Raw genomic sequence first — 25105 nt, 5'->3', positions numbered from 1 at the left:
CTTTTACAATTCCTTTTCTTGATTATGATATAATAAGTTGAATGTTTAAAATCGGTGGTGATTTTTTGAAATTATTAACAAGAATAAAGATATCTTATTTTCTGGCTTTTATATGTCCGGTTGTATTGATTCTGGCGACCGTATTCGGTGTGATGAAGATAGGACTGAACTCTATGGAGCAGAAGTATGATCTGGATCAGTCCAGTTATGAAATGATCCTGGATCCCATGAGCATGCTGGGGCATATGACAGCATCCACGGTGGAGGAATTGGAACAGGTGACGAAGGAGGATCCGGATAAGCTGTTGGATCAGGTTTATCTGAAGAAATTGAATGAGAGACTTTCCAATCATTCTTCTTATCTGCTGGTGAAGAAGGACTGGCAGAATATTTATTCAGGACTTCCAAAGGAAGGAAATTATAAGGATGACCTGAATTATTCTCCAAAGGATGGCAAGGATGAAAGCCTTTATGTTATGGATGAGCAGCCTTATCATATTCAGCAGACGAATTTCACATTTTCTGATGGATCAGTCGGACAAGTATTAATATATACCAATGTGGCGCAGATTGTACCGCAGATCAAGAAACTGGTGGCGCAGATTATTATAACGTCACTGCTGATCTTATTTGCAGGAAGTTTTATTGCCATGTTCTGGCTGTATAAGAGTATTGTGCATCCTCTGAACAAATTGAAGACGGCGGCTGAGAATATCAAGGACGGCAATCTGAATTTCAGTGTGGCGGCTGAGACGGACGATGAGATCGGTGAGGTTTGTGTTGCTTTTGAGGAGATGCGTCTGAAGCTGAAGGGTCAGATTGAACGCAATATTCAGTATGAGAAGGAGAGCAAGGAGCTTATCAGCAATATTTCCCATGACTTGAAGACACCGATGACGGCCATCAAGGGTTACATAGAGGGTATCATGGATGGTGTTGCGGATACCGAAGAGAAGAGGAATCGTTATATCCGCACGATTTATAATAAAGTCAATGATATGAACAGTCTGATTGAAGAATTGTTCCTTTATGCCAAACTGGACAGCAATTCCGTTACCTATTCCTTTGCAAAGGTGAATGTGGATGCTTATTTCCAGGATTGTGTGGAGGAAATCAGCCTCGATCTGGAATCCCAGGGGGTTGATTTTGGCTATTTTAACTATGCGGACAGGGATACCGTGATCATTGCGGATCCGGAACAGTTAAAGCGTGTAGTGAACAACATTATCGGTAATTCTGTGAAGTATGCATCGCCGGATCGTAAACTGATGATCAGCCTGCGTATTATGGAAGAAGCAGAATTTGTCAAGATAGAAATCGAAGACAACGGCAAGGGCATTGCGCGAAACGAAGTGCCGCTGATATTTGACAGATGTTATCGTACGGATGCATCCAGGAACTCTTCCAAAGGCGGAAGCGGTCTGGGGCTGTCCATCGCCAAGAAGATTATTGAGGAGCATGGCGGTAAGATCTGGGCAGTCAGTACAGAGGGTGTCGGGACGACGATGTGTTTTGTTTTAAGAAAGTATAAGGAGAATAATGTATATGAGTAAGATTTTGATTGTAGAAGATGAAGTGGCAATTGCAGAGCTTGAGAAGGATTATCTGGAACTCAGCGGTTTTGATGTGGTGATGCAGCATACCGGTGATGCCGGACTCAAAGCGGCTTTGAATGAAGATTTTAATCTGATCATTTTGGATCTGATGCTTCCGAATGTGGATGGTTTTGAAATCTGCAAGAAGGTCCGTGAGAAGAAGAATACGCCGATCATCATGGTATCTGCCAAGAAGGAAGATATCGATAAGATCCGTGGTCTGGGTCTGGGGGCTGATGATTATATGACAAAGCCTTTCAGTCCGAGTGAGCTGGTAGCCCGTGTGAAAGCTCATCTGGCCCGATATGAACGTCTGGTGGGCAGTGGTGTGAAAGCCAATGAGATTATTGAGATCCGCGGTATCAAGATTGATAAAACAGCCCGCCGTGTTTATGTCAATGGTGAGGAGAAAGCCTTTACCACCAAGGAATTTGACCTTTTGACCTTCCTGGCGGAGAATCCGAACCATGTATTCACCAAGGAGGAATTGTTTAATAAGATCTGGGATATGGAATCTATTGGTGATATCGCAACGGTAACGGTACATATCAAGAAAATCCGTGAGAAGATTGAGTTTAATACATCGAAGCCGCAGTATATCGAGACGATTTGGGGCGTGGGATACCGCTTTAAGGTTTAAAATGGGGATAGAGTGCGGCTCTAAAGGGTTATGATAAAAGGAATCGAAGGGGCCATTCGACACAGGCACACTCGCGTTGCCTAATGCTGGCAGCAGTACATAAGATGCTAAAAAACAGCATCTAAGTACTGGCCGCATTAGAAGCACCTGTGTTGAATGGCTCCTTTCGATTCCTTTTTTGGCAAATTTTTGAGCCGCACTTTTATTGCAGTTGAAGATGGCTGTAAAGCGGGTATCCCTTTGGATAGGAGGAAGAAGGAGTTCGGAAGGTATCGAGGAAATCCCGTTGGTAGTGTAAAATGGTTGCAGAACAAAAAGCGTGAAATTGTTTTAAACAATTAATATAAATAGTGTAACGAATGGTGTTTTAGGGACATTAATAGATGAAAATAACAGTTAGGAAAGGAGGCGGGCCGTGAAGGTTACGGATGAGGTTTACAGGGAGTATTCCCAGATGGTTTATAAGTATCTGTTTTCGTTGACCGGGGATGCGCATGTGGCGGAGGAAGTGACTCAGGAGACTTTTTATCAGGCGGTCCGCTGTGCCGGTCGTTTTGACGGAAGCTGCCGTTTCTCTACATGGCTTTGTGCTATTGCGAAGAATCAACTGAACAGTTATAGACGAAAGCATTTTGTGCCATTCGATGATACAGAGAAACCGGAGGCGTTGGCGAAAACAGGAGCAGGAAAAACGGATGTGACGCCGGAGAAAACAGTGCTTTCAGAGTATGGCCGTGTCGAAATTTTAAGGAAATTGCATCAGTTAGATGCAGCGGTCAGAGAAGTTATGTATCTTAGAATTTTTGGTGATTTATCTTTTGCACAGATTGGAGAAATCACCGGACGGACAGAAAACTGGGCCCGGGTAACTTACTATCGCGGTAAGGAAAAACTAAGAAAGGAGCTGGATGGGAATGAGTGATAAATTGAGATGTGAAATTGTGCAGGACCTTTTGCCGAGTTATGTGGATGGGCTGACCAGCGATGAAACAAATGAAGCCATCAAAGACCATCTGGCGGACTGTGTTTCATGCAGGGATATGTATGAGCGAATGAAAGCGGATGAGACGTCGGGTGAGGAAAATTCAGAGGTGATGGAAAAAGAAAAAAAAGAAATTAATTTTCTGAAAAAAATTAAACAGAAGCATCGGTTGAATCTGATGCTGGTGGTAGTGATTCTGACAGTCTTTTTTGCAGCGGTTTATTATCATCAGACTTATCAGAAGGGGGAAGAAATGTCGGCGGATGAAATAGATTATTCTCTGCAGTGGAACAGCAATGACAGTCAGTTGAATATTCTGGGTAATTTTAAGAATGTTAATCGCGGATATACAAGGTTGATTGGTGAAGAGGACGAGGATGGCATTACCCATTTGAAAATTTATTCATCACCGGTGGGAAGCAGGCATCCGAACCAGTTTGTTGCAGGCTATTCCAAGGTGAATGCAGCTGACCAGGTATGGCTTGGGGATAGAATTATCTGGGATCAGGGAGAGAATATCAGCAAAATGACATCGGATTTGTATCAGGCGAAAACGCCGTATGCAGGAGATGCAGTTGCAGTCAAAACGTTGGCAGATACAGTCGGTGTCGGTAATCATTTTGGTGCATATCACATTTCCTTGGAGACATCTGAAGAACCGTATGATTGTCAGTTTATCATTCAATATCCGATGAAAGGGGAAAAGAAAGAGAAAGCTCTGGAGCAGATGAAAAAAGATGCCTGTGTAATGTTGGCACTGGTAGACAACCTTGGTTCAGTTTCATGGGGATACATGATGACAGCGGAGGATAATAATGGTGTGGAAACATTGCAGATGACAGCGGAGGAAGCATCTGCTTATGTAGGAAAAAATATCAAAACCTGTGGTGAGTCACCAAAAGCCCTGCAGGAAATGCTGACGCAGCTGGATTTTATCACAGATGATGGATTCTATGTTGTTTCGGGAACTGAAAGGGATGAAAATTATAATTTTAAAGTTGTGATTTATCATTCTCAACAGGTAGATATGGATGGACTGAACTGTGGCTTTGGCTTTGAATCCCGTATTGGAACCGTTTGCAGTTCTGTTATGTATTGGGAGCAGGAAGAACATCCTGAACAGACAGTCATTACAGTGAGTCCGGACCGGTTTAACAGGACGCTGACAGATGAAGAAGTTTCAAAACTGACACTCAGTGTTGCTGTAAGGGATACTTCCGGAGAATGGCATGAGGTGTGCGAGGCATTACCGCTTCATGCGAAGTACGGGGATTTGCTGAAGTATACTCTGGAAGAAAATAGTGAAGATGGGTACAGTTTGAAGGAGAATTAATAAGCAAAGCCATTGCTTTTTATTATACCGAATGGTATACTGGTGTCAGGAGGTAAAAGCATGGACAATCGGATGAATATTTTGCAGAAAGCATTGCAGCTTTTCTATGAAAAAGGCTATGATGCCATTGGTGTTCAGGAAATTGCAGATGCGGCCGGAGTGACGAAGCCAACGCTGTATCATTATTTTGGCAGCAAGTACGGTTTGCTTGAGGCAGTTGCCCGGGAGGATTATGTGCAGTTGAGGGACGGCCTGGCAGTACGGGCAGAATATGCAGGAGATTTGCCGATGAATCTGGAGCGTCTGACGAAGTTTTATTTGGACTTCTGCAGCAGTCATGAGGCTTATTACAAGCTGATGATGGCTATGATGTATTCTGCGAAAGAATCCGACACCTACAAAGCGATTTATCCGTGCATGCAGGAGATTATCAGAATGCTGACCGACATGTTTCTGAAAGCCGGAGATATTATCGGCAATATGCGGGGGCGCCAGGAACAGTACAGTATCGGTTTTTTCGGAATGCTGAACAATTATATGCTCTACTGGTTTGGCAGAGATGCAGAAAGCAGACCGGAATTATCAGAAGGTCAGGCACACGAATTGGTTCATCAATTTTTATATGGGATTTACGTTTAGGAGACAGGGAGGTATACAATGGCTTTAGAACACAGAATTTCAGAATTGGACACCTATTTATTTGCAAAGGGGACACATTATGAGATTTATGAGAAGATGGGGGCGCATCTGGCTGAAGAAGACGGCAAAGCGGGCACTTATTTCTCTGTATGGGCACCGAATGCAAGAAGTGTCAGCGTGGTAGGCGATTTTAACAACTGGGACAGAACGGCGCATCCGATGCAGCCGGTTCAGCAGTCCGGAATATGGGATATTTTTGTTCCGGGGGTGAAGGCAGGAGACTTATATAAATTTGCGGTGGAGACCAGCCAGGGCTATACGGTTTTGAAAGCGGATCCTTATGGCAATCAGTCACAGCTTCGTCCGGATAATGCATCTGTTGTTGCGGATATACGATATTTTGACTGGACGGATCAGGCATGGCGGAAGGCGCATCAGGAGAAGAAGACAGAATCACCAATGGCAATTTATGAAGTGCATCCGGGTTCATGGAAGAAAGATCCTTCCATGCCGGGAGAATTTTATAATTTTAAGAAGTTGGCGGTGGAGCTGGCAGATTATGTTCTGGAAATGGGTTATACGCATGTGGAGCTGATCGGTCTTTCTGAGCATCCTTTTGATGGTTCCTGGGGCTATCAGGTATCCGGCTATTATGCTCCGACAGCCAGATACGGTACACCGGCGGATTTCATGTATTTTGTGAATTATATGCATGATCATGGCATTGGCGTTATTCTGGACTGGGTACCGGCACATTTTCCGAAGGATGAGTTTGGACTGGGACGTTTTGACGGTACAGCACTGTATGAACACCAGGATCCGAGAAAGGGAGAGCATCCGGAATGGGGCACTTATTGTTTTAATTACGGCAGAACAGAGGTTTCTAATTTCCTTGTGGCCAATGCATTATTCTGGATTGAGAAGTTCCATGTGGATGGTCTGCGTGTGGACGCAGTGGCTTCCATGTTGTATCTTGATTTTGGTCGTTCTTCCGGCAACTGGATTCCGAATGAGGATGGCGGCAATCAGAACTATGAGGCCATCACTTTCCTGAAGCATCTGAATTCTATTGTGGCACAGAGAAATCCGGGGGCTATGATGATCGCGGAAGAATCTACAGCCTGGCCGAAGGTAACTGGAGATGTGGATGACGGCGGTCTTGGCTTTACTTATAAATGGAACATGGGATGGATGCACGATTTCCTTGAGTATATGAAGTGCGATCCGATTTTCCGTAAGTACCATCAGAATCAGATCACATTCAGCTTTATGTATGCTTACAGCGAGAATTATGTGCTGGTGCTTTCGCATGACGAAGTTGTGCATTTGAAGAAATCTATGATTTACAAGATGCCGGGAACAATGCCGGAGAAGTTCGGCAATCTCAGAGCAGCCTATGGTCTGATGATGATGCATCCGGGCAAGAAACTGCTGTTTATGGGACAGGATTTTGCCCAGACAGCGGAATGGAATGAGGCTAAGAGCCTGGACTGGCATTTGCTTGAGAAATATCCGGAGCATCAGCAGCTGAACCATTACTATTGTGATTTGCTGCATTTCTATCAGAATGAGCCGGCTTTGTATGAACTGGATGATTCACCGGAAGGTTTTGCATGGATTAACGGTTCTGATGCGGAGCACAATATGTTGACATTCTGCCGTATGACCAAGGATAAGAAGAACTGTTTGTTATGTCATTTCAATTTCTCACCGGTGGCTTATGAGAATTTTCAGTCCGGTGTACTGTGTCCGGGAACCTATACAGAGGTCTTTAACAGCAATGCTGCAGAATACGGCGGCACAGGTCTGGTGAATCCGGAACCGATTGAAGCTGTGAAGGAAAGCTGGGATTTCAAGGACTACTCTATTAAATATCATCTGGGCGCTTATGGTGTATGTATTTTCAAGTTTGACTATGTAGAACCTAAGCCGGAAGAACCACAGAAACCGGCAAAGCGCTATACAAAAGAAGATATTCACAAATTGGCCGGTCATTACAAGAAAGTAAAATAGACTGAACTATTGGGCATGCCTCTGTTCTTAAAAAAAGGACAGGGGCATATCTTAAAGAAAAACGGGTGACGAAAGATGCTTCGTTTTCTGATCAGAGGACTTTTGGGGTCCTTTTTTATTACTGTTTTTTCTTTCTTTCTTACTGCCGCCGGGATTGTTTTGCCGGTAGGCGTCAATGTGCTGACTTTTTTGAGCTGTGCAATACTGGGTGTTCCCGGACTTTTGTTGGCCTATGGGCTTAGTTTTATTCAAATCTATGTCTGAAAATGTCGAAGCTCATGGATAGGACTCGAAAAAAGTCAGATTGTTCCGATGAATATTGATAAGAATCAGATAATATCGCATTTACAAAGCAGATAGGGACTGCTATAATTCAGATACAAAATCCAATTCATCAAAAATTCCCCTTTTAAAACGATAAAATTGAATAACAGGGTGTGAGACCATGATTTTACAGATGACGCTGCTGCTATTTATGGCAGCAGCTGCCGTGAAAGATTACCGCAGTTATTGGGTTCCGAATGAACTCATACTGGTTGGGGCTTTAAACGGGTATATCCTGCGCTTTTGGGCAGATGGTTCCGGAGGCGTGATCGATGGTGCGGCAGGAATGGTGTTGATTTTCATCCTTTGTGCAGGTTTTTTTGTCTTGTCAATGTTTGGTGCCGGAGATTTGAAGCTTATGATGGCAATGGCTGTCTATATGGGGCCTGTAAAGTCTGTACGGATACTGATTGTGTCACTGGTATTTGGTGCAGTTATTTCACTGTTGAAAATGTTGAAATATGACATTTGCAGAGAACGTTTCAGATATTTGCTGCATTATGCGCAGCGCATACAAAGGCATGGAGCAGAACCTTATATGGATATGTCGCATCTACAGGGAAGAGAGCACTGTATCATACCGTTTGCTGTGCCGCTTTTTTTGGCACTGGCAGCAGAGGTTGTTGTTTGGAATATAGGTAGTTTGTGAGAGGTGGTGACCGAATGCGTTGAAAAATGTAACATTGCTGATACTGGAAAAACGAAAAAGTTATGGAGAAAGGCTTGCCGCGTTTCTTGGACGTCAGGCATATTCGCCATTTAATATCCAACTGTATCTGGAACATCCGATATCGGATGAAAAGTGGAAAAAGGCAGATCTGGTATTGATAACTTCATCACTGATGGCGCTGTATGGGGAAAAAGTCAAAGAGGGGAATGTATGTATACTGGATGAAAGTGGACAAATAATCGGAATGGAAGGGAGGAATGTGTACAAATACCAATCAGCAGGGGTGATTTATCAAAGATTATTGGAATTTTGTGAGGAAAATGGATGGATGTTGCAGGGGGAAAGAAATCATGGAAAAAAGGAGAGTGTGTGTGCAGGGATATACAGGCCTGTGAATAATGAAAAGAGTTTTCTTAAGGTGCTTGAAATGTGCAGACAGAAAGGCAAAATGGGGAATTTGCTGTATTTGAATTTTGAAACAGTGACGATATTTGAGCAGTATATGGAGGGGGAAAGAAGGCAGGAAGGATTATCAGAGATTATTTATTATGTGAAGCAAAGAAGCAGTAATTTGGGGATGAAAGTTGAAAGAATGGCTGTCAAAGGACCGGTGGAATATATTGCCGGGGCGGCGATGCCGATGGAGATGTGGGAATTGGAGGAGGAAGACTGGCGGTTTTGCCTTGAGAGGCTTTGTAAAGACACAAAGTACGATCAGATTTTGCTGGATTTTGGTACGGTGATGCCGCCGGGAATTGTTATGGACAGTTGTGATGAATGGTATGTAGCAGGGGAGCATGCGCCATGGTCGGAACAATTGACAGAACGTTTTTTGAAGGCAGCTGGGAAGGCAGCCGGTGAAGGTTTTTCAGAGAAGGTAAAAAGATTGAATGTTGAAGACTAAAGGGCGGGGATGAAGATATGGAGCAGTTTCAGAATTTGAAACAGCAGTTGCAGGAGACGGTGCGTCAGAGAATGGATATGAGCAGTGAACTATCGGATGCACAGATTGGGGAAATCATAGATTCGGTCATTATGGAAAAAAGCAGGGAAGTTTATATGAGTGCGGTTACGAAGCTGACACTGCGGCAGGAATTGTTCAATGCGATCCGGAGACTGGATCTTTTGCAGGAGCTGATTGATGACAAAACAGTAACAGAAATTATGGTGAATGGGGCGGATGCGATTTTTTATGAAAGAGATGGCCGGATCTACACCTGGGACAGGCATTTTGAATCCCGGGAAAAATTGGAAGACGTGATCCAGCAGATTGTTTCACGCTCCAATCGACAGGTCAATGAATCAATTCCTATTGTGGATGCAAGATTGAAAGACGGATCCAGAGTGAACGTTGTCCTGGATCCTGTGGCACTCAACGGACCGATTCTGACAATCAGAAAATTTCCCGAGGAAGCGATCACAATGGAGGATTTGATCCGCTGGGAGTCCATCAGTCAGGAGGCGGCAGAATATTTGAAAGTGCTTGTGAAAGCAGGGTACAACATATTTATCAGCGGGGCTACCAGTACAGGGAAAACAACATTTTTGAATGTTCTGGCGGATTACATTCCTAAAACAGAGCGGGTGATCACCATTGAGGATTCTGCGGAACTTCAGATCCACGGAATAGAGAACCTGGTGAGAATGGAAGTGCGTCAGGCGGATGGTGACGGAGTCAGTAATGTGACACTGAGGGACCTGATCCGTACCAGTTTGAGGATGCGGCCGGACAGAATTATCGTTGGTGAGGTCCGCGGTGAGGAGGCATTGGATATGATCCAAAGTATTATATGTACTATATTATAATTATATATATGACGTTTATAACGATTAGAATGGATACGTAGGAGAGGAGAAGAAATACGTCATGAACATTAAGTATAGATTAATATGTAAAAGGTTAATGGAGGAACGAAAGAAAGTAGGTGTCATTCAATACTACAATGTACTGTTCATAATGGAATTAATGACAGATAAGGATATATGGTATATGGAACAGTTAAGCAATGGAATAGACAGGATGTATATGAAGGATATACATGAATGGTGTAGATTACATTCTATTGAATACCAAACTGTATTTGTTTATAGAAAGGAATATCCTTTAGGGGCAAATATATGGAATACATATTCTTATCTTCGCTGGAGGGTGGAAAAATGTTTGGGAGCAAAGATAAGCAAGAGGGAGCCCTGAAATAGGGCATCCGTCTTGTGTTTAGAGACTCCTAGTCATTGAGTATTAAAGTTTTGTTGATGCTGGCAATATTATTTTCTACCAGTAGATTAAGTATCTTGTCTATGTCTAGTGAGTTGTCATTTACCATGTGGACAAGAGTTGTGTAAATATCTTGTGTAGCAGGAATATTAATATTCAATGTTTTTAATGTGGCTTCCAGAACAGCAGGGTCATTCAAAATTGAAAGAACTGCATGTAAGTAATTAAGCTTAATTGCTGTATTATTTAATCGTGGCTTGGTTATTTGAGAACCAAGAGCATCCAGAACACCAGCTATATCACGACCTTGTTGTATAACGGAAGCAGTACCTTCGTCTATTAATTTTTTTGTCCCTGTTTGAACATCTTCTACTACCTCTCCGATTGCGGGGCAGTAAATAGGCTTTTTTTGTCTTCCTGCATGTTCAACGTTATGCATGGTTCCGCCTTTTTCGTCACATTCATAAATCACAACGACTTTTGATAATCCTACAATCAAGCGATTTCTATTTACGAATCTAAATCTATCAGGCTTAGTTCCTACTGCATATTCTGACATTAAAATACCACCTGATTCCAGAATTCTTTCTGCCAGTGCTGAATTCTCTTTTGGATAAATTGTATCAAGACCATGTGCCAAAACAGCAATAGTCTTACCGCCAGCGGAAATACAAGCCTGATGTGATAATTTATCTACACCAGAAGCAAGCCCTGAAATGATTGAACAGTCTTCATGTACCCATTGAGGAACTAAATAGTTTACAGCGTTATATGAAATTCTTGTGGGTTTTCGGGTTCCAACACAAGCAATTGCTTTTGAGGGGATATCGGAAAACTCAGCTCCTTTGTAATATAAAATGGCTGGAGGATTACTTATTAAAGCCAACCCTTTCGGATATGATGAAGCTGTTAAGTAAGTTGTTTTAATTCCAAGTTCTTTATTACGAGTAAGAATATCATCTGCCTTAGATAAAGCTAAATCCACTGCTGATGAATCTGAAAATATGTCATAGAACGGCATTAAGTCCAAGTGCTTTTCAAATAAACTTTGACTTCGATTTTCAAACATATCCACAATATCAGAAGAATGTTCTCTTAAAAGCGATATTAAATTATTATTTTTTAGCCCAAGTTCAGTCAAGGCAATAATATATCTAGTCACAAGTAATTCCTCTATTCATTATGAATTGAAAATATCATATAAATCAGATACTTCCTGTTTTGCATTATCATTTACTCTAAAATCAACTAAAGCAGAACTTTCTGTTAGCTGGTAAGAGTAATTCTTTCTATATACTGAGCCAGTAATGTTATATTCTTTTTTTTGAAATGGTCTTTTAAACACACCCATGGAAATAAAAATAATTTTGTTTGCTCCTAGAGATTCTAATAAACATCTAACAGAATTAAAGGTGTTTCCATGTGTCATATAATCATCAAATATGCATACATTGAATCGGCCTTCGTCTCTTAATTTATCAATCCTCTTTTTGTAATCGGGATTAATACAAAGAGTAGCAAATTCATCATTTCCACCTAACATTGCACGTTGTTGAGAAGTTCGATTGATGTGTGCCTGATTCTTAGATGTATGCCGAATTAACAAATTGGTTTCTCTTCTTGGTACTGTTACAGCATAATTTTTAGGAAGGCGTTTCCCTTTTAAACACCTTATTGAAGTCATAAAAGAATATAAATCTTCATTAACTTCGCAATTTGAAGATGGAACCATGCCGAATAATTCAATGTCATCAAATTCTGTTGAATTTGTCATACCTGCTAAGAAGTGATATAAAAGAATTTTATAGTAATTCCTGCTTTTTCCTTCTTTCAATAATTCTTGAAAGTGCTGCATCATTTCTTTTTCTTCAGGTGTTTTAGCATAGTAACCATACCTTGCATCCATGAGAGAATAGCAAGTTGTTTTATCATCTACAGTAAGTTTGGAGTACCATACATTTTGATTATTCAGTGTAAGAATGAATTTATATAATTGTTTTACAGTATCTACATGTACGCCGTATTTTTGTGGCTTAATTTCTAACGGTAACCAAGTCGGAACAATGTAGAGTGAACGTGTATTAACTGCTAATTGGAAATCCGTATTTTTTCCGCCGATAAATACAAAATAATTATTTCTATTTTTGTTTAACGATACAAAATCTTTTAAAGCACTTCTATCACGAAAGTGGAAATTAGTATATCCATGGTCACGAAATGCTTTTTCATAATTAGTTAAAACATCAGTCTTTCTGCTATAGAAATAGATGGTATTATCCGTATCTTCTGAAAGCTGTTTGAACTTTTCTGTAAATTTGTCACGTTTTTTCCTCATGAGCTCAAAATTAAAATCGGATAAATCCAAGTCTTGATAATCTGCAGGATCAAGATTTAACTTCAATAAATCCAGATTACAAAAAATTAGTTTTTTCATTGGTTACCTCCTCTTATTTTTGGAAGATGAAAAATACTATGTAGTATAAAATAGTTGGTTCGTTTTTATATCTTCTATATTATCAGGATCTAAAGAAAACTTCAATTGGATTATATGTATACGGTACTCATAGGTTGCAGTATACATATATTTATTATCTTTTATCAGAGATTTTCATTGGCTTGCCAGAGTATTGAAATCTAAGGAGTTTGACATTTAAATAAAATGATAAAGGGTTAGAGATAGGATAATGAATGACGGTTTTATTTCTTCGTGGTATACTGTAAATATAGATGAAAATAATGTATTGTATCAGAATATACAAACAAGAAGTTTTACGTATGCTGACTTTGAATAGTAGTATGCTATTTGCGCAAATAATGAAAAGGAAGTTACTTAATGGACATAGATGCAGTTGAACAAAATATTCAAGATATTAGTCCGGATTTGTTAAAAATACTATTATCCGATAAAACAACAAAAAAATATATTAGATGGGGCAGTGACAATTATATTTCATATGGACCGGAATACCGAACAGATCAAGAAATAAAACCGAAATTAATTACAGGTGCTTTTACTTCTGTAATTCAGCCTAGAATATTGAAATCAGAAGAAGAGAGATGTAAAAGAACCAGGGATAAAGCAGAAGTATTTACACCTTCTTGGGTGTGTAATGAGCAAAATAATCTTGTGGATGAAGCTTGGTTCGGGCGATTAGATGTGTTTAATAATTCTATTGGTAAAATCTGGTGTAGCATACAAACACCAATACAATTTCCGGAAGAAAGAACATGGAAAGATTATGTTGATGCACGAAGGTTAGAAATCTCTTGTGGAGAAGCTCCGTATTTGGTTAGTCGTTATGATACTGTATCAGGATTACAGATTCCTGTTCGTGATAGAATTGGAATTTTAGATAGAAAACTTCGTATAGTTGGAGAAAATACTTCTACGATTGATGAATGGTATGAGTGGACAATTAGAGCGTTTCAAAGTTGTTATGGGTATGATTTTCAAGGAGACAATGTATTATTGGCTAGAGAAAATTTATTGTATACATTTATTGAGTATGCTCAAGAATGGAGAGGATTAACTCCAAGTATTCAACAAATAAAGAAGATTGCGAATATCATATCATGGAATATTTGGCAAATGAATGGCCTTACACTGACAGCTCCATATAGTTTAGCTGAACCTGTATATAAGCAAATGTCAGTTTTTGATTATTTAGGTATAGAAGATGATACTGAGGAAAATACAAATATGAGCGTTTCTGAAATTCCTTGTAAAATCTATGATTGGAGAGCTAATGAGAGCCTTGAATTTCGCTCAATGATGGAGGGAAAATAACGGATGGATAATAACTTTAAAAATGCATTTGAATATAAGGTGATTTATGTTTTTACAATTGAGGATGATGCACATAAAGGACTTGTCAAAATCGGTGATGCTACATTGCATACAGATCTTCCACTTGATCGACTTACACCGAATAGTAAAATATTAAACCAGGCAGCCTTGAAGCGAATAAAAGCATATACAAACACTGCGGGATTAACACCTAAGTTGTTACATTCGGAAGTTGCTGTTCGGACTATTAAAAATGCAGAGGGATCCATTAAAATAGAGGCATTTCGTGATCATAATATTCATGAGGTTTTGCGTAATTCTGGTATTGATAATGTTCAACTTGGGGAATCATCAGGAAAGGAATGGTTTCCGATTGATGTTGAAATGGCAAAAAAAGCAATTGATGCTGTTAAACATAATTATGCAAATTTGAGCAATACAGATGTAATAAAACATACACCTATCATTTTTAGACCAGAACAGGCAGAATGCATTACGAAAGTAGTTAAGCATTTTAAAAAAGCTGATCGCTTTTTGATAAATGCGAAAATGAGATATGGAAAAACTTTTGTATCTTTGGAAATTGTTAAACAATGCAAATTCAAAAAAACTATAATCTTAACACATCGTCCGGTTGTTGATGCTGGTTGGTATGAAGATTTCACAAAAATATTTTATGGGGTGAATGATTATATTTATGGATCGAAAACGACGGGATATTCTGTTGAACAGCTTTTAGAAACAGGGAAAAACTTTATATATTTTGCTTCCATTCAGGATCTTCGAGGATCTGAAACAGTAGGTGGAAAATTTGATAAAAATAATCTTGTGTTTAAAACTGTATGGGATTGCGTTATTGTAGATGAAGCCCATGAAGGAACTACAACAGCACTAGGGGAAGATACCGTTAAAGCAGTATTTAAAGAAGGTTCAGGAACAAAATTACTTTCATTATCAGGTACTCCATTTAATATTCTTACTGATTATGATGAGAATTCTATTTATACATGGGATTATATCATGGAGCAAGAGAGCAAATCGGAATGGGATAAATTGCATTTTGGTGATCATAATCCTTATGATGAACTGCCAGAATTAAGAATTTATACATATTCTTTAGGGGATATATTAAAGAATAGTCATTATATTACTTTTGAGGATAAGGCATTTAATTTCCATGAATTCTTTCGAACTTTTACTGGAGATTTTAGTGTGGATTATGCAGATATGCCTCAAGGTACAGATATTGGAGATTTTGTACATGAAGCGGATGTATGGTCTTTTTTGAATTTGATGACAGTAGAAGATGATAATAGTCAATATCCATATTCAAATGAAGAATATCGTTCTTTATTTAAACACTCTTTATGGATAGTACCAGGGGTGAGAGAGGCAAAAGCACTTAAAAAATTAATGTTAAAACATCCGGTTTTTGGAAATGGAATGTTTGATATTGTTAATGTTGCAGGTTCTGGAGATGAAGAAGAAAAGTCAGAAGAGGCATTGTCGAAGGTAAAAAGAGCAATTAATAAAGCAAAAAAGAATGATACTTATACTATTACTTTGTCCTGTGGTAAATTAACTACTGGTGTAACGATCAAAGAATGGACTGCTGTATTTATGCTTGCAGGTTCTTTTTCCACTTCAGCAGCTAATTATCTTCAGACAATTTTTCGTGTCCAATCACCTTGTAATGAAGATGGAAAAATAAAGGAAACTGCATATGTTTTTGATTTTGCACCTGATCGAACCTTGAAAATGGTGTCCAGTGCAGTCCAAATATCATCGCGTGCAGGAAAAACCAAAATAGGCGATAAGCAAATCATGGGTAAATTCCTTAATTATTGTCCAGTTATTGCTGTATTGGGATCTGAAATGCAAGAATACAGCGCAACAAAACTTTTGCAACAACTTAAGCGTGCTTACGCAGATAGAGTTGTGCAAAATGGATTTGATGATACAAATTTATATAATGATGAATTATTTAAACTAGATCAGATAGATATAAAAAAATTTGATGAATTAAAAGGAATTATTGGTACTTCAAAGGCAGCTCCGAAATCGAATGAGATAAAAGTTAATGCTCAAGGATTAACGAATGAAGAGTACGAGGAACAGGAAAAATTAAATAAAAAGAAAAAGAAGGACCTTACGCCGGAAGAAAAGGCTCGTCTGGAGGAACTTAAGAAGAAAAAGAAAGTTCGGAATGATGCAATTAGTATTTTAAGAGGTATTTCTATACGTATGCCTTTATTAATATACGGAGCCGATATTCCTTATGATGAAGAAATTACTCTGGATAGATTTGTTGACGTAGTAGATGATTCTTCATGGGATGAATTTATGCCTGATGGTGTAACAAAAAAGAAATTTAAAGAATTTCAAAAGTATTATGATGAAGAAGTTTTTATTGCAGCTGGTCGCAGAATTCGTAATATTGCAAAAGAAGCTGATACCTTAGATCCAACTGAAAGGGTAAAAAAGATTTCCAGTTTATTTAGCTGTTTTAAAAATCCAGACAAAGAAACGGTATTAACACCATGGCGAGTGGTAAATATGCATATAAGTGACTGCATAGGTGGCTGGTGCTTTTATGATGAATCATTTAATGAAGAAAGCAAGCTAGATGAGCCAAGATATGTTGATCAAGGTAAAGTAACAAGAGATATTTTTGGAAAGGATGATCCAAAGATACTAGAAATTAATTCAAAAACTGGTTTGTATCCATTGCTTGTAGCATACAGTGTGTATAGAAGTAAACTGAATAGAATTGATAATAAGCAATTATCTATCGAGGATAAACAAAAATTGTGGATGACTACCGTTAAAGAGAATATTTTTGTTATTTGTAAAACTCCTATGGCAAAAGCGATTACAAAAAGAACGTTAATTGGGTACAACCAGATGGCAATAAATGCACATTATTTTGATGACCTGCTTAATATAATGTCAAATAAACCACAGCTTTTTGTAGATAAAGTATTAAAAGCAAGTTACTGGAAAAAGGAAGGTAAGTCGATGAAATTTGATGCAATTGTTGGAAATCCACCATACCAATCGACAACAAGTGGTGGTATTGGGAATGGAAAGGCTGCGACGCAAGCTAAACCTATATTCCAATTATTTGTACAGCAAGCAAAAAAAATTGCTCCAGAGTATATTTCGATGATTATACCGGCAAGATGGTATAATGGTGGAATGGGGTTAAATGATTTTCGGCGTGATATGCTGGATGATAAAAGAATGCAAAAATTAGTAGATTTTTATAATGCAAAGGATTGTTTTCCAACAGTAGAAATTGCGGGAGGACTTTGCTATTTCTTATGGTCACAACAATGGGATGGTGATTGTGAAGTAATCAATAAGCTGGAAAAAGAAGATGATAGCTTAATAAGATCGCTCAGCCAATTTGGAGATCTCTTTATTAGATCGAACAAGTCAATCTCCATAATTAATAAGGTTTTGAAAAAGGCAGATCGTTTTTGGGATCAAGAAGTTTCTGCACTTGATACTTTTGGAATTTCTTCAAAAGAGAAGGGGCATGAAAAATATCAAGAAGGTGATATTCAGCTTCTTCACAGTGTTGGTTTTAATGGACAAAGCATAAGTTATATAAATCCTAATATTGTAACAAAGAATAGGGATTTAATAAACAAGTATAAAATAAAAATATCTATTATGATTCCGCAAGGTGGAGAAACTGGTGTGCAACCGGCCAATGGATATAGATCAATTTCCGGACCACAAATTCTGAATCCGGGAGTGGTAGATACGTTCTCATATTTGAATGTTGCTTTTTTTGATACTGAAATAGAAGCAAAGAATTTTTTAAATTTTCTTATAGGAAAGTTCGCAAGATATATGATGCGTACTACTTTTTCTTCAGTGCATCTTTCAAAAAATAATTTTATATTTGTTCCGGCAATGGACTTTAAAGAGCAGTGGACAGATGAAAAATTATATAAATATTTTGAATTAGATGACCATGAAATAGAGCTTATCGAAAATACAATGCGAGTAATTGAATTATAAATATTGTTGTTTGTTTTAGAAATAGTAGGAATTGTGATTTAGTAATTAGGTTTATATTGAATGGAATCTAATTTTAGCCAGTTTGTTTTTTGTATGATTTTCTATAATTAGCAAACTGGCTTTTAGATTACTTTGAAGAAAAATAATTATTTAGGATTGTATTCATATAGTCTTTTTTATAATTTTTCAATTTTGGGGTAGGGAACCCTAAATTGGCATTATGCGGAAGTGTATACACACTTCCTGTCCTTGCTATTTCTTAATCACATAGTGATTTCACAGGGATATAGGGCTGTTTAGCCTATTTTTTCTCCCTGTGCTGTGACTGAAGAAATTCGAGGAACCAATTATATATTTATGCTGAATGTGAGGAACTAGGGAGCACAATCCTCAGCAAGATTCCAACATCCGAAAAATGCCGTATTGCTAAAATAGCGATATGGTATTACCGGGGTGGATCTTGCTCTAATGCGTACAGTAACCTCGGCATAAATAAAAAGAATGGGTTTGGGGAATCCCCAGCAAGATAAAAACCTGATGAAAGAACATTTGTCGGAAAGACAATATTGTTAAACACAGGTGGATCTTGCTCTGAGGTAAGAAAGAAGTATCTTTATATTATCAAAGTGCTATTTGGAGTTTATGTTGTTGGAAAGTTGTAAGCAGGAAAATAACTTCCGGTTGTCGGTGCAAATATAATGAATAGAAGTGTCCAGTACATTTTTTGTGATGGGTATTTTGGTGGAATCCACTTTTATTTGTTTTTGAATAATAAAATTTTGAATCTGCAGCCGGTAGAAGCAGATGGTTATAAAAAGCTTTTGATAACTATGAGTGGAAAAACAGATAGCTGCGAAAATTTATTATGAGCTAATAGCAAAATTTGATATTTTGTGATATTGAGGGTATGGGGAATCGTAATCTCCATTAAGTTCGTCAGAGAATCATAATTCAGCAATGGGATTTTGAGTTACTCTAGGCGATACTTGCTTTAGAAAATGATTTGCCATAATGAGTTAGAACATGGGAGGAGGAAGCGTTAAAAAAAGAGAGAGCCATAAGCAACTCTCTCTGTGATAAAACCAAAAAGTTATAGTATCAGTGATTCGGTAAGATTACAAAAATCCTTAACAGGAATATTTTCTTTAAGTGGTAAAGCTGTCTCTAAAAAGGTTTCGTCTGCAAATCTTTCGAGTTCAGAATCAAAATGTATAATAGAAGCATTTGTATTTAATTGGTATGGTGGAATTGTAACAAAATAATCATAATCTTCGTAAGAAGGAGTGGCGCAAGAAACTTTGATTTTTCCGCCCAATTTCAATTTTGCAAATTCTCCATAAATGGCAGTTAAGGCTTTTTTCCTTTCTTCATCAGAAGTAATTCTATCTACATATCTAATATACCAATAATCTATATTTCCCTCTTTTAATTCAATTAAATAATCGTATGATCTGGGCGTTCCAGATTTTATTGTCCATTCAACTTTATGCAGACTTGTCATCATGGAAAGTCCACGCATTAAGGTAGAAAAAAACTTTTCATGCACCTGAACAGTAGAGAGATCCAAAGAAAATCCATTGTCTGCAATTATCTTTTTTCGTTCCCGTATTTTCTTAGAAGAATATCCCGTTGCATCATATAATTCTTGGATGAGTTCTGGATCATCAATGGCTTTTGCAATTTTATCAATAGTGCTTTTATATGGTCTTCCAGATCGGGCACCGTTGAGCATTCGTGAAATGGTTGCATTATTTAAGCCTGTTTGTTCAGATAATTCTTTTTGTGTTTTTTTCTGTAAAATGATTTGAAGTATATTGATGAATCTTTCCTGATCGTAAACGCTGTCAGGATTTATTAGTGTGCCTGAATTTGATATAAATTCGTTCATTCAAATCTCCTCTTGACTTCTTTGACTTTGTATAAATTGACTTCTTGTTTTTTATCTTATCAATTATATCCCTAAAAATCAATTTAAAACATAAAGAAATCAAAAAATGTTTCATTGATATTCTTGCAAAAGTCAAAGAGGTCAAAAACGTAATTGACATTTTGACTTCTTTGTGTATAATGTAAATCAAGAAGTCAAAGAAGTCAAATGAATCAAAAAGAAAGGAAGGAGGGCTGTGGATTGAAATATAGGGTTGTTTCGGTTTTGAAAGATAATAGACCACGTTTTTTGATTATTTCTGATATTGAAGAAATTGAAATCCTTCCATCAAAGTATTTGAAGCATCTGGATCAGATTAATGCTTCTCCGAATACTGTAAAATCCGCAGCCTTCGCACTTTCATATTATTACAATTATCTGCAGGAGCAAACGATAGGATTGGATGAGATTACATTGCTATCCTATTCAGAGCAGAATAAACATTTTATTGATTTCTTGTATTGGGTTAAGAGTGGAAAGCATACTGAGCATAATACACAGACGAGCAATAAGACCTGCAATATGTATCTTGGTGCAGTCTTCAGATACTACCAGTTTTTGGCACTGGAAGATGTTTTGCCAATGCTTAAAGTCTTACGAGTAAAAAAAGTATCATATTTTGACAGTATGGGAGTAAATCATCAAAATGCAGTGAATTCGTTTAAAGGTTTCTTCAAAGAAGAAGAACCTAATCTGGAAGAAATAACATCCGAAGAAATACAGGAGCTGATAAATGCCTGTACGAATGATAGAGATCGATTGCTGATAGCAATGATGGCAGAAACCGGTCTTAGATTAGGGGAAATTCTAGGAATCCATTATACCGAAGATATTGATTTTGAAAGAAGGACGGTTCGGGTAAGGTATCGTGAATCCAATACCAACTTGGCAAGAGCAAAAAATGCAGAATATAGAATGGCTTTGTTAAGTAATACAACTTTTGAGTTCTTGGTTAAGTACATTTCTGATAACCGAAAAAGTCTGATGAACTCGGAGTATCTATTTACAAAATTAACTGGAAAAAACAAAGGAGAGCCATTAGATGCGGATTCTGTGTATAGCATGTTGAAAAGGCTATCCCAAAAAACGGATATCAATTCCCATCCGCATCAGCTCCGACACTATTTTGCGGAGGAAAGAAGAAAAGAAGGATGGGATTTGAATGACATTCGTTTTGCCCTGGGGCATAAGAAAGTTGAAACTACCATTAAATACTTGGGTGAAAATAATGAACGATTGATAGAAGCGACAGATCAATACTACTCAAATAATGAAGATTTATACCAAATTGCAGATTTTCTGTAAAAGGAAGGAGGGATTACCTTGGCAGTATTAAAAATTGTTCCGAAGTTATATCAGGAAAAAATATCTGAGAAATTAAAGGAAGAAATATCTTTAGTTACGACTGGAGAAGCAAAATACTATAACCGGTTATACAAATTTTTTCAGTATACAGATATACAGTGTACTGCAGATATTAACTATGAAACGAGAAAAATGTATATGGATTCTCTTGAAAAAGAGGATATTTCAGAAAAATATAAAGCGGAATTACTGAGCTTATTTGATCGTTTAAAAATAGAAAATATGCCGGATGTTTATTCACAAGGAAAGCCCTTCTCTGTAGAACAGGAGTTTTTTAAGCAAGACAAATTGTTTTTGCTGTATGTCCCCAATAAGAAGAAAGCACAATCTTTCCGTCAGGTGGTTGATAAGAATGATTTGTTATGGGACTTAACGAGGATACATTCATCACAGTTGGTGCGACAGACAAAAATATTGCTGTGTGAAATTCTAAATATGGATAAGGTACAAAGACATCGAAGATATTTTTTAGAACCATTAAAAGCACTTATACGGTTTTGCGATAAGTACGGAATAGATGATATTGAAGAAATGGAACAGGCAGACGAAAACAGATTTTATCTGTATTTAAACAAGGAGTCGGAAATTATAAAAAAACAGGCTTCTAAGATTGTTGAGTTTGCGAGAAGAACGTTATTTCTAACAGATTCAGAGACAAATTGGCGAGCGTGTATCTGGTATATGGATAGGTTTCAGTTTGATAAATCGAGAATCAATGCCAGTTCACCTGTTAAAAGCCTTTCATTTATTAATATTTACGAAAAAGAAAATCGTTGGTATTTACAATTATACGCAAAATATTTGGTCGGGATATCTGATCTGTCTTTATCAAATATCCGAAATACAATAAGTTTTATTTCACAATTTTTAAAATATCTGGATGGACAGAGTAAGAAAGTAACTGAACTGGAGATGCAAGATATAGCGGATTATGTGTCTGTTTTGGATGAGTCCGATATTAAGTATTCCACTTTTAACCGATATATCACACATATGCATACATTTCTACAGTTTTTGAAAATGAAAAATATTGAAGTGTTGAAGTTTTATCCGGAACGATTTTTAAAAAAAGGTTTTTCGGAACACAATGAAAGAAGTGTTCCAGAAAAAACAATTGCTCATCTAATTAAGGAGCTGCCGACATTCCCAGAGCATTTACAGTTGATGTATTTGATTTTGTTTTGCACAGGAATTAGGAAAAGCGAGGTTTGCACAATAAAATCGGGAGCCTTTTATTCACAAGGCAATGAGAATTGGATGCGCATATATCAAAGCAAAATGCGGAGAGAAAAAGTCATTCCTGTTCCCAGTTTATTGGTTGGACTGGTGAATGATTATGAAAAAAAGTACGGAATAAAAAATGGGGAGTATTTATTCAAAAATAAAAAGGGTGGTGCATTTAATGGACAGACATTTTCAAATCAGATGATTCGGGAGTGTAAGGTTCGTGGGATTGCCTGCGGAGATTATATCTTTAGAGCACACGATTACAGACATAACCTTGCAACTTCAATGTACGGAAATGGGGTTTCTATACAAGGGGTACGAGATTATCTAGGACATTCAAGTGAGAATATGACAAAACAGTACATTGATTTCATGCCGGAACGTATTGTATCGGCTGAAGATAAATATTTCTCTAAAAATCAGTCATTTAAATTGAAAGGAGCAGAAGATGATGAAAGGTAATATTAATTTGATTTCGTATGACTGTTATCAACAAGCTACAGAAAAACAGTTGGCAGGACTGAAATGGAAGGAAAACAGGGTGTACTACATATCAGAGATTCATAATGAAAAGATGCAGGATGAGATTTATGGGTATATCGATGATAGATGTAGACGTTTGTCATTATCAACAGTAGTAAATGATATTTACAGATTTGATCTGTTGAAAGAATTTCTGAATGAGAAGTGTACAAGTTGTAGCAGCATCACTGATAAAAAATGGGAAGAACTGGAGAGAAGTTATAAAGTATTTTTATATAAAAAAGGATTGGCGCTGTATGTTAGAAGAAATAGACCGGATAGGCGGAATGTTGAGCAACAAAGTAGCGCTCAGATTTCTTTTCTGAAAATGTATTATGAGTATGTTGTGAAGTGTAAAACAGCAGATATTCCAGAAAATGAAAAAGATGTATGGGATATGAGAAAGTTGGATATTGTGCCAAGGAGTAATCCGATTCGTGGAAGATATAGATTAGATTTTCGTGAGATCAGGCAGAAAGAATTTAAAGAGATAATAAAGAAAATATTGTATAGCCACTGCCAGACAAAAGCAATGGGTAGTATAAAAGGTGAATTGCGTGGATTCCGTCGGTTTGCTAGTTTCATGTATGATCGATTCCCAGAAGTAAAGCACTTTACAGAAATTAGCAGGGATATGATAGAAGATTATCTGGTTTATATAAAAACGGATACCGGTCTTACATCAGTCAGTTACACGACAGAGCTGTCGGTTTTGGATAATCTGTTGGATGAAATAGGGCGTGAACTGGAAATAGAAAATATATGCAACCTTTTTCTGTCCAGTGATTGCAGAGCATATGACAACGCTTTACCAGAAGCGTATTCAGATGCAGAAATCAGAAGATTTAATTGTGCATTAACAAAATTAAAGCCCCAGTTAGGCAGATGTTTAATAATACATCAGATGCTCGGTACAAGAATAGAGGATACGTTGACTTTGCGAAGGGATTGCTTATCTGAGAAATCTGGACATTATTTTATAACTATTATCCAGCAGAAAACAAGGAAATACAAAAGACCAGTTAGCGATCAGCTGGCAGAATTGATTAGAAAAGCAATAGAAGTTTCAGAAAAGGAGCATCCAGATTCAGAATATATTTTTCTGCAAGATAATGGAAAATTGTATACAGATTCAATGCTGAAATATCATGTAAATATCATGATTTATGAAAATGATATCAGGGATGATAATGGAAATTATTTTGAGTTTCGTACACATCGTTTTAGACATACTTTTGGAGTAAAACTTACAGAAATGAAATTAGATGATGATAGCATTGCAAGGTTGTTGGGGCATAAGGATACACGAACCATACCACATTATCGGCGGCTAAGAAACGAAGCATTAGCGGAGGATACAAAGGCTGTACGAGATGAAATGAATGAATTATTAGCACAATACAGGAGGGAAAAGGAAAATGCAGAAACACGATAAAATGGTAGCACTGGCAAAAGAAAAAAGTGCGGAAATGACGGAAACAGCAATAACAGCTATTGAAACAATGTATAGAAAAAATATAAAAATTTCAGTTGCTGAACTTACAAAACTAACAGGACTTTCCAGAGGTTTTTTCTATAATAATCCGAATGTGAAACAGGTCATGATGGAATTGAAGGAAAAACAACAGGGAATGATATTGCGAAATCCTAAAAGTGATGCTATTGCAAAAGCACAGGAAGCACGGATTAAGAGTTTAGAACAGAAATTATCCGATAGTGTTCCGAAAAACGAATATGAAAGTCTTCAGAAAAAATATGAAGAATTACAGGTGAAATATAGTCAAATGAAAAAGGGAACACTGTTGAAGATGTACGACCAATTATAGGAAGAAAA

General features: G+C 37.6%; 20 protein-coding genes. 17 read left to right on the top strand and 3 right to left on the bottom strand.

Going from position 1 to position 25105, the window contains the following annotated elements; all coding sequences use genetic code 11:
• The first annotated feature begins 65 nt into the window (after positions 1-65).
• The 11 genes from NBH03_RS00410 (at position 66) to NBH03_RS00365 (ending at position 10390) form a co-directional block, all read left to right on the top strand.
• Positions 66-1553: a sensor histidine kinase gene (locus NBH03_RS00410; RefSeq protein WP_250795556.1), complete on the top strand. Its 1488-nt coding sequence runs from the start codon at positions 66-68 to the stop codon at positions 1551-1553.
• On the top strand, positions 1546-2235 hold the full coding sequence (locus NBH03_RS00405; RefSeq protein ID WP_015513575.1) for a response regulator transcription factor: 690 nt from the start codon (positions 1546-1548) through the stop codon (positions 2233-2235). Before NBH03_RS00410 ends, NBH03_RS00405 begins: the two co-directional genes overlap by 8 nt.
• Before the next feature lie 415 nt (positions 2236-2650).
• Positions 2651-3157 carry an RNA polymerase sigma factor gene (locus tag NBH03_RS00400; protein WP_250795549.1) on the top strand — a complete coding sequence of 169 codons (507 nt, stop codon included), beginning with the start codon at positions 2651-2653 and terminating at the stop codon, positions 3155-3157.
• Positions 3150-4550, top strand: coding sequence for a DUF4825 domain-containing protein (locus tag NBH03_RS00395; protein WP_250795546.1), 1401 nt, complete (start codon positions 3150-3152; stop codon positions 4548-4550). The genes NBH03_RS00400 and NBH03_RS00395 overlap by 8 nt, the downstream gene beginning before the upstream one ends.
• Before the next feature lie 60 nt (positions 4551-4610).
• Positions 4611-5189: a TetR/AcrR family transcriptional regulator gene (locus NBH03_RS00390; RefSeq protein WP_250795540.1), complete on the top strand. Its 579-nt coding sequence runs from the start codon at positions 4611-4613 to the stop codon at positions 5187-5189.
• A gap of 18 nt (positions 5190-5207) precedes the next feature.
• Entirely contained in the window at positions 5208-7202 is a 1995-nt protein-coding gene (gene glgB, locus NBH03_RS00385; RefSeq protein WP_250795531.1) for a 1,4-alpha-glucan branching protein GlgB, read from the top strand.
• Positions 7203-7277: 75 nt separating this feature from the next.
• Entirely contained in the window at positions 7278-7466 is a 189-nt protein-coding gene (locus NBH03_RS16180) for a pro-sigmaK processing inhibitor BofA family protein (RefSeq protein ID WP_015513579.1), read from the top strand.
• 181 nt (positions 7467-7647) lie between these two features.
• Entirely contained in the window at positions 7648-8175 is a 528-nt protein-coding gene (locus NBH03_RS00380) for an A24 family peptidase (RefSeq protein ID WP_250795517.1), read from the top strand.
• A gap of 19 nt (positions 8176-8194) precedes the next feature.
• Positions 8195-9100 (top strand): P-loop NTPase family protein, encoded by a 906-nt coding sequence (locus NBH03_RS00375; RefSeq protein ID WP_250795514.1) that lies wholly within the window; start codon positions 8195-8197, stop codon positions 9098-9100.
• Positions 9101-9117: 17 nt separating this feature from the next.
• Complete coding sequence (locus NBH03_RS00370; RefSeq protein ID WP_331476011.1) at positions 9118-10002, top strand: TadA family conjugal transfer-associated ATPase; 885 nt, start codon at positions 9118-9120, stop codon at positions 10000-10002.
• A 61-nt stretch (positions 10003-10063) separates the two neighbouring features.
• A complete protein-coding gene (locus NBH03_RS00365; RefSeq protein ID WP_250795507.1) occupies positions 10064-10390 on the top strand; it encodes a hypothetical protein in 327 nt (108 codons plus the stop codon).
• Between the two features lie 31 nt (positions 10391-10421).
• On the opposite strand, the gene dprA is transcribed toward NBH03_RS00365, so the two are convergent.
• On the bottom strand, positions 10422-11573 hold the full coding sequence (gene dprA, locus NBH03_RS00360; RefSeq protein WP_250795500.1) for a DNA-processing protein DprA: 1152 nt from the start codon (positions 11571-11573) through the stop codon (positions 10422-10424).
• An 18-nt stretch (positions 11574-11591) separates the two neighbouring features.
• Positions 11592-12845 carry a hypothetical protein gene (locus NBH03_RS00355; protein ID WP_250795494.1) on the bottom strand — a complete coding sequence of 418 codons (1254 nt, stop codon included), beginning with the start codon at positions 12843-12845 and terminating at the stop codon, positions 11592-11594.
• 399 nt (positions 12846-13244) lie between these two features.
• Here NBH03_RS00355 and NBH03_RS00350 point away from each other — a divergent pair, with 399 nt between their 5' ends.
• Entirely contained in the window at positions 13245-14198 is a 954-nt protein-coding gene (locus NBH03_RS00350) for a restriction endonuclease subunit M (RefSeq protein WP_250795488.1), read from the top strand.
• A gap of 3 nt (positions 14199-14201) precedes the next feature.
• The gene (locus tag NBH03_RS00345; protein WP_250795480.1) at positions 14202-18230 is read left to right on the top strand and encodes an Eco57I restriction-modification methylase domain-containing protein; all 4029 of its coding nucleotides are present in this window, start codon (positions 14202-14204) and stop codon (positions 18228-18230) included.
• Between the two features lie 1090 nt (positions 18231-19320).
• Here NBH03_RS00345 and NBH03_RS00340 read toward each other — a convergent pair.
• Positions 19321-20118 (bottom strand): helix-turn-helix domain-containing protein, encoded by a 798-nt coding sequence (locus NBH03_RS00340; protein ID WP_117649577.1) that lies wholly within the window; start codon positions 20116-20118, stop codon positions 19321-19323.
• Between the two features lie 240 nt (positions 20119-20358).
• On the opposite strand from NBH03_RS00340, the gene NBH03_RS00335 reads away from it, so the two are divergent.
• Genes NBH03_RS00335 through NBH03_RS00320 form a run of 4 tightly spaced genes read left to right on the top strand, consistent with a single transcriptional unit; the run spans position 20359 to position 25097 of the window.
• Positions 20359-21462: a tyrosine-type recombinase/integrase gene (locus NBH03_RS00335; protein WP_106491195.1), complete on the top strand. Its 1104-nt coding sequence runs from the start codon at positions 20359-20361 to the stop codon at positions 21460-21462.
• An 18-nt stretch (positions 21463-21480) separates the two neighbouring features.
• Positions 21481-23211 (top strand): tyrosine-type recombinase/integrase, encoded by a 1731-nt coding sequence (locus NBH03_RS00330; RefSeq protein ID WP_250795469.1) that lies wholly within the window; start codon positions 21481-21483, stop codon positions 23209-23211.
• Entirely contained in the window at positions 23198-24706 is a 1509-nt protein-coding gene (locus NBH03_RS00325) for a tyrosine-type recombinase/integrase (protein ID WP_250795461.1), read from the top strand. The genes NBH03_RS00330 and NBH03_RS00325 overlap by 14 nt, the downstream gene beginning before the upstream one ends.
• Positions 24690-25097, top strand: a complete 408-nt coding sequence (locus NBH03_RS00320; RefSeq protein WP_008374214.1) for a DUF6262 family protein — start codon at positions 24690-24692, stop codon at positions 25095-25097. The genes NBH03_RS00325 and NBH03_RS00320 overlap by 17 nt, the downstream gene beginning before the upstream one ends.
• Positions 25098-25105: the final 8 nt, after the last annotated feature.

The organism is Coprococcus intestinalis (genome assembly GCF_023656595.1).
Taxonomy (GTDB): Bacteria; Bacillota; Clostridia; order Lachnospirales; family Lachnospiraceae; genus Coprococcus_A; species Coprococcus_A intestinihominis.
The sequence above is the reverse complement of the archived record's forward strand: the minus strand, read 5'-3'. Positions and strand labels throughout refer to the sequence as shown.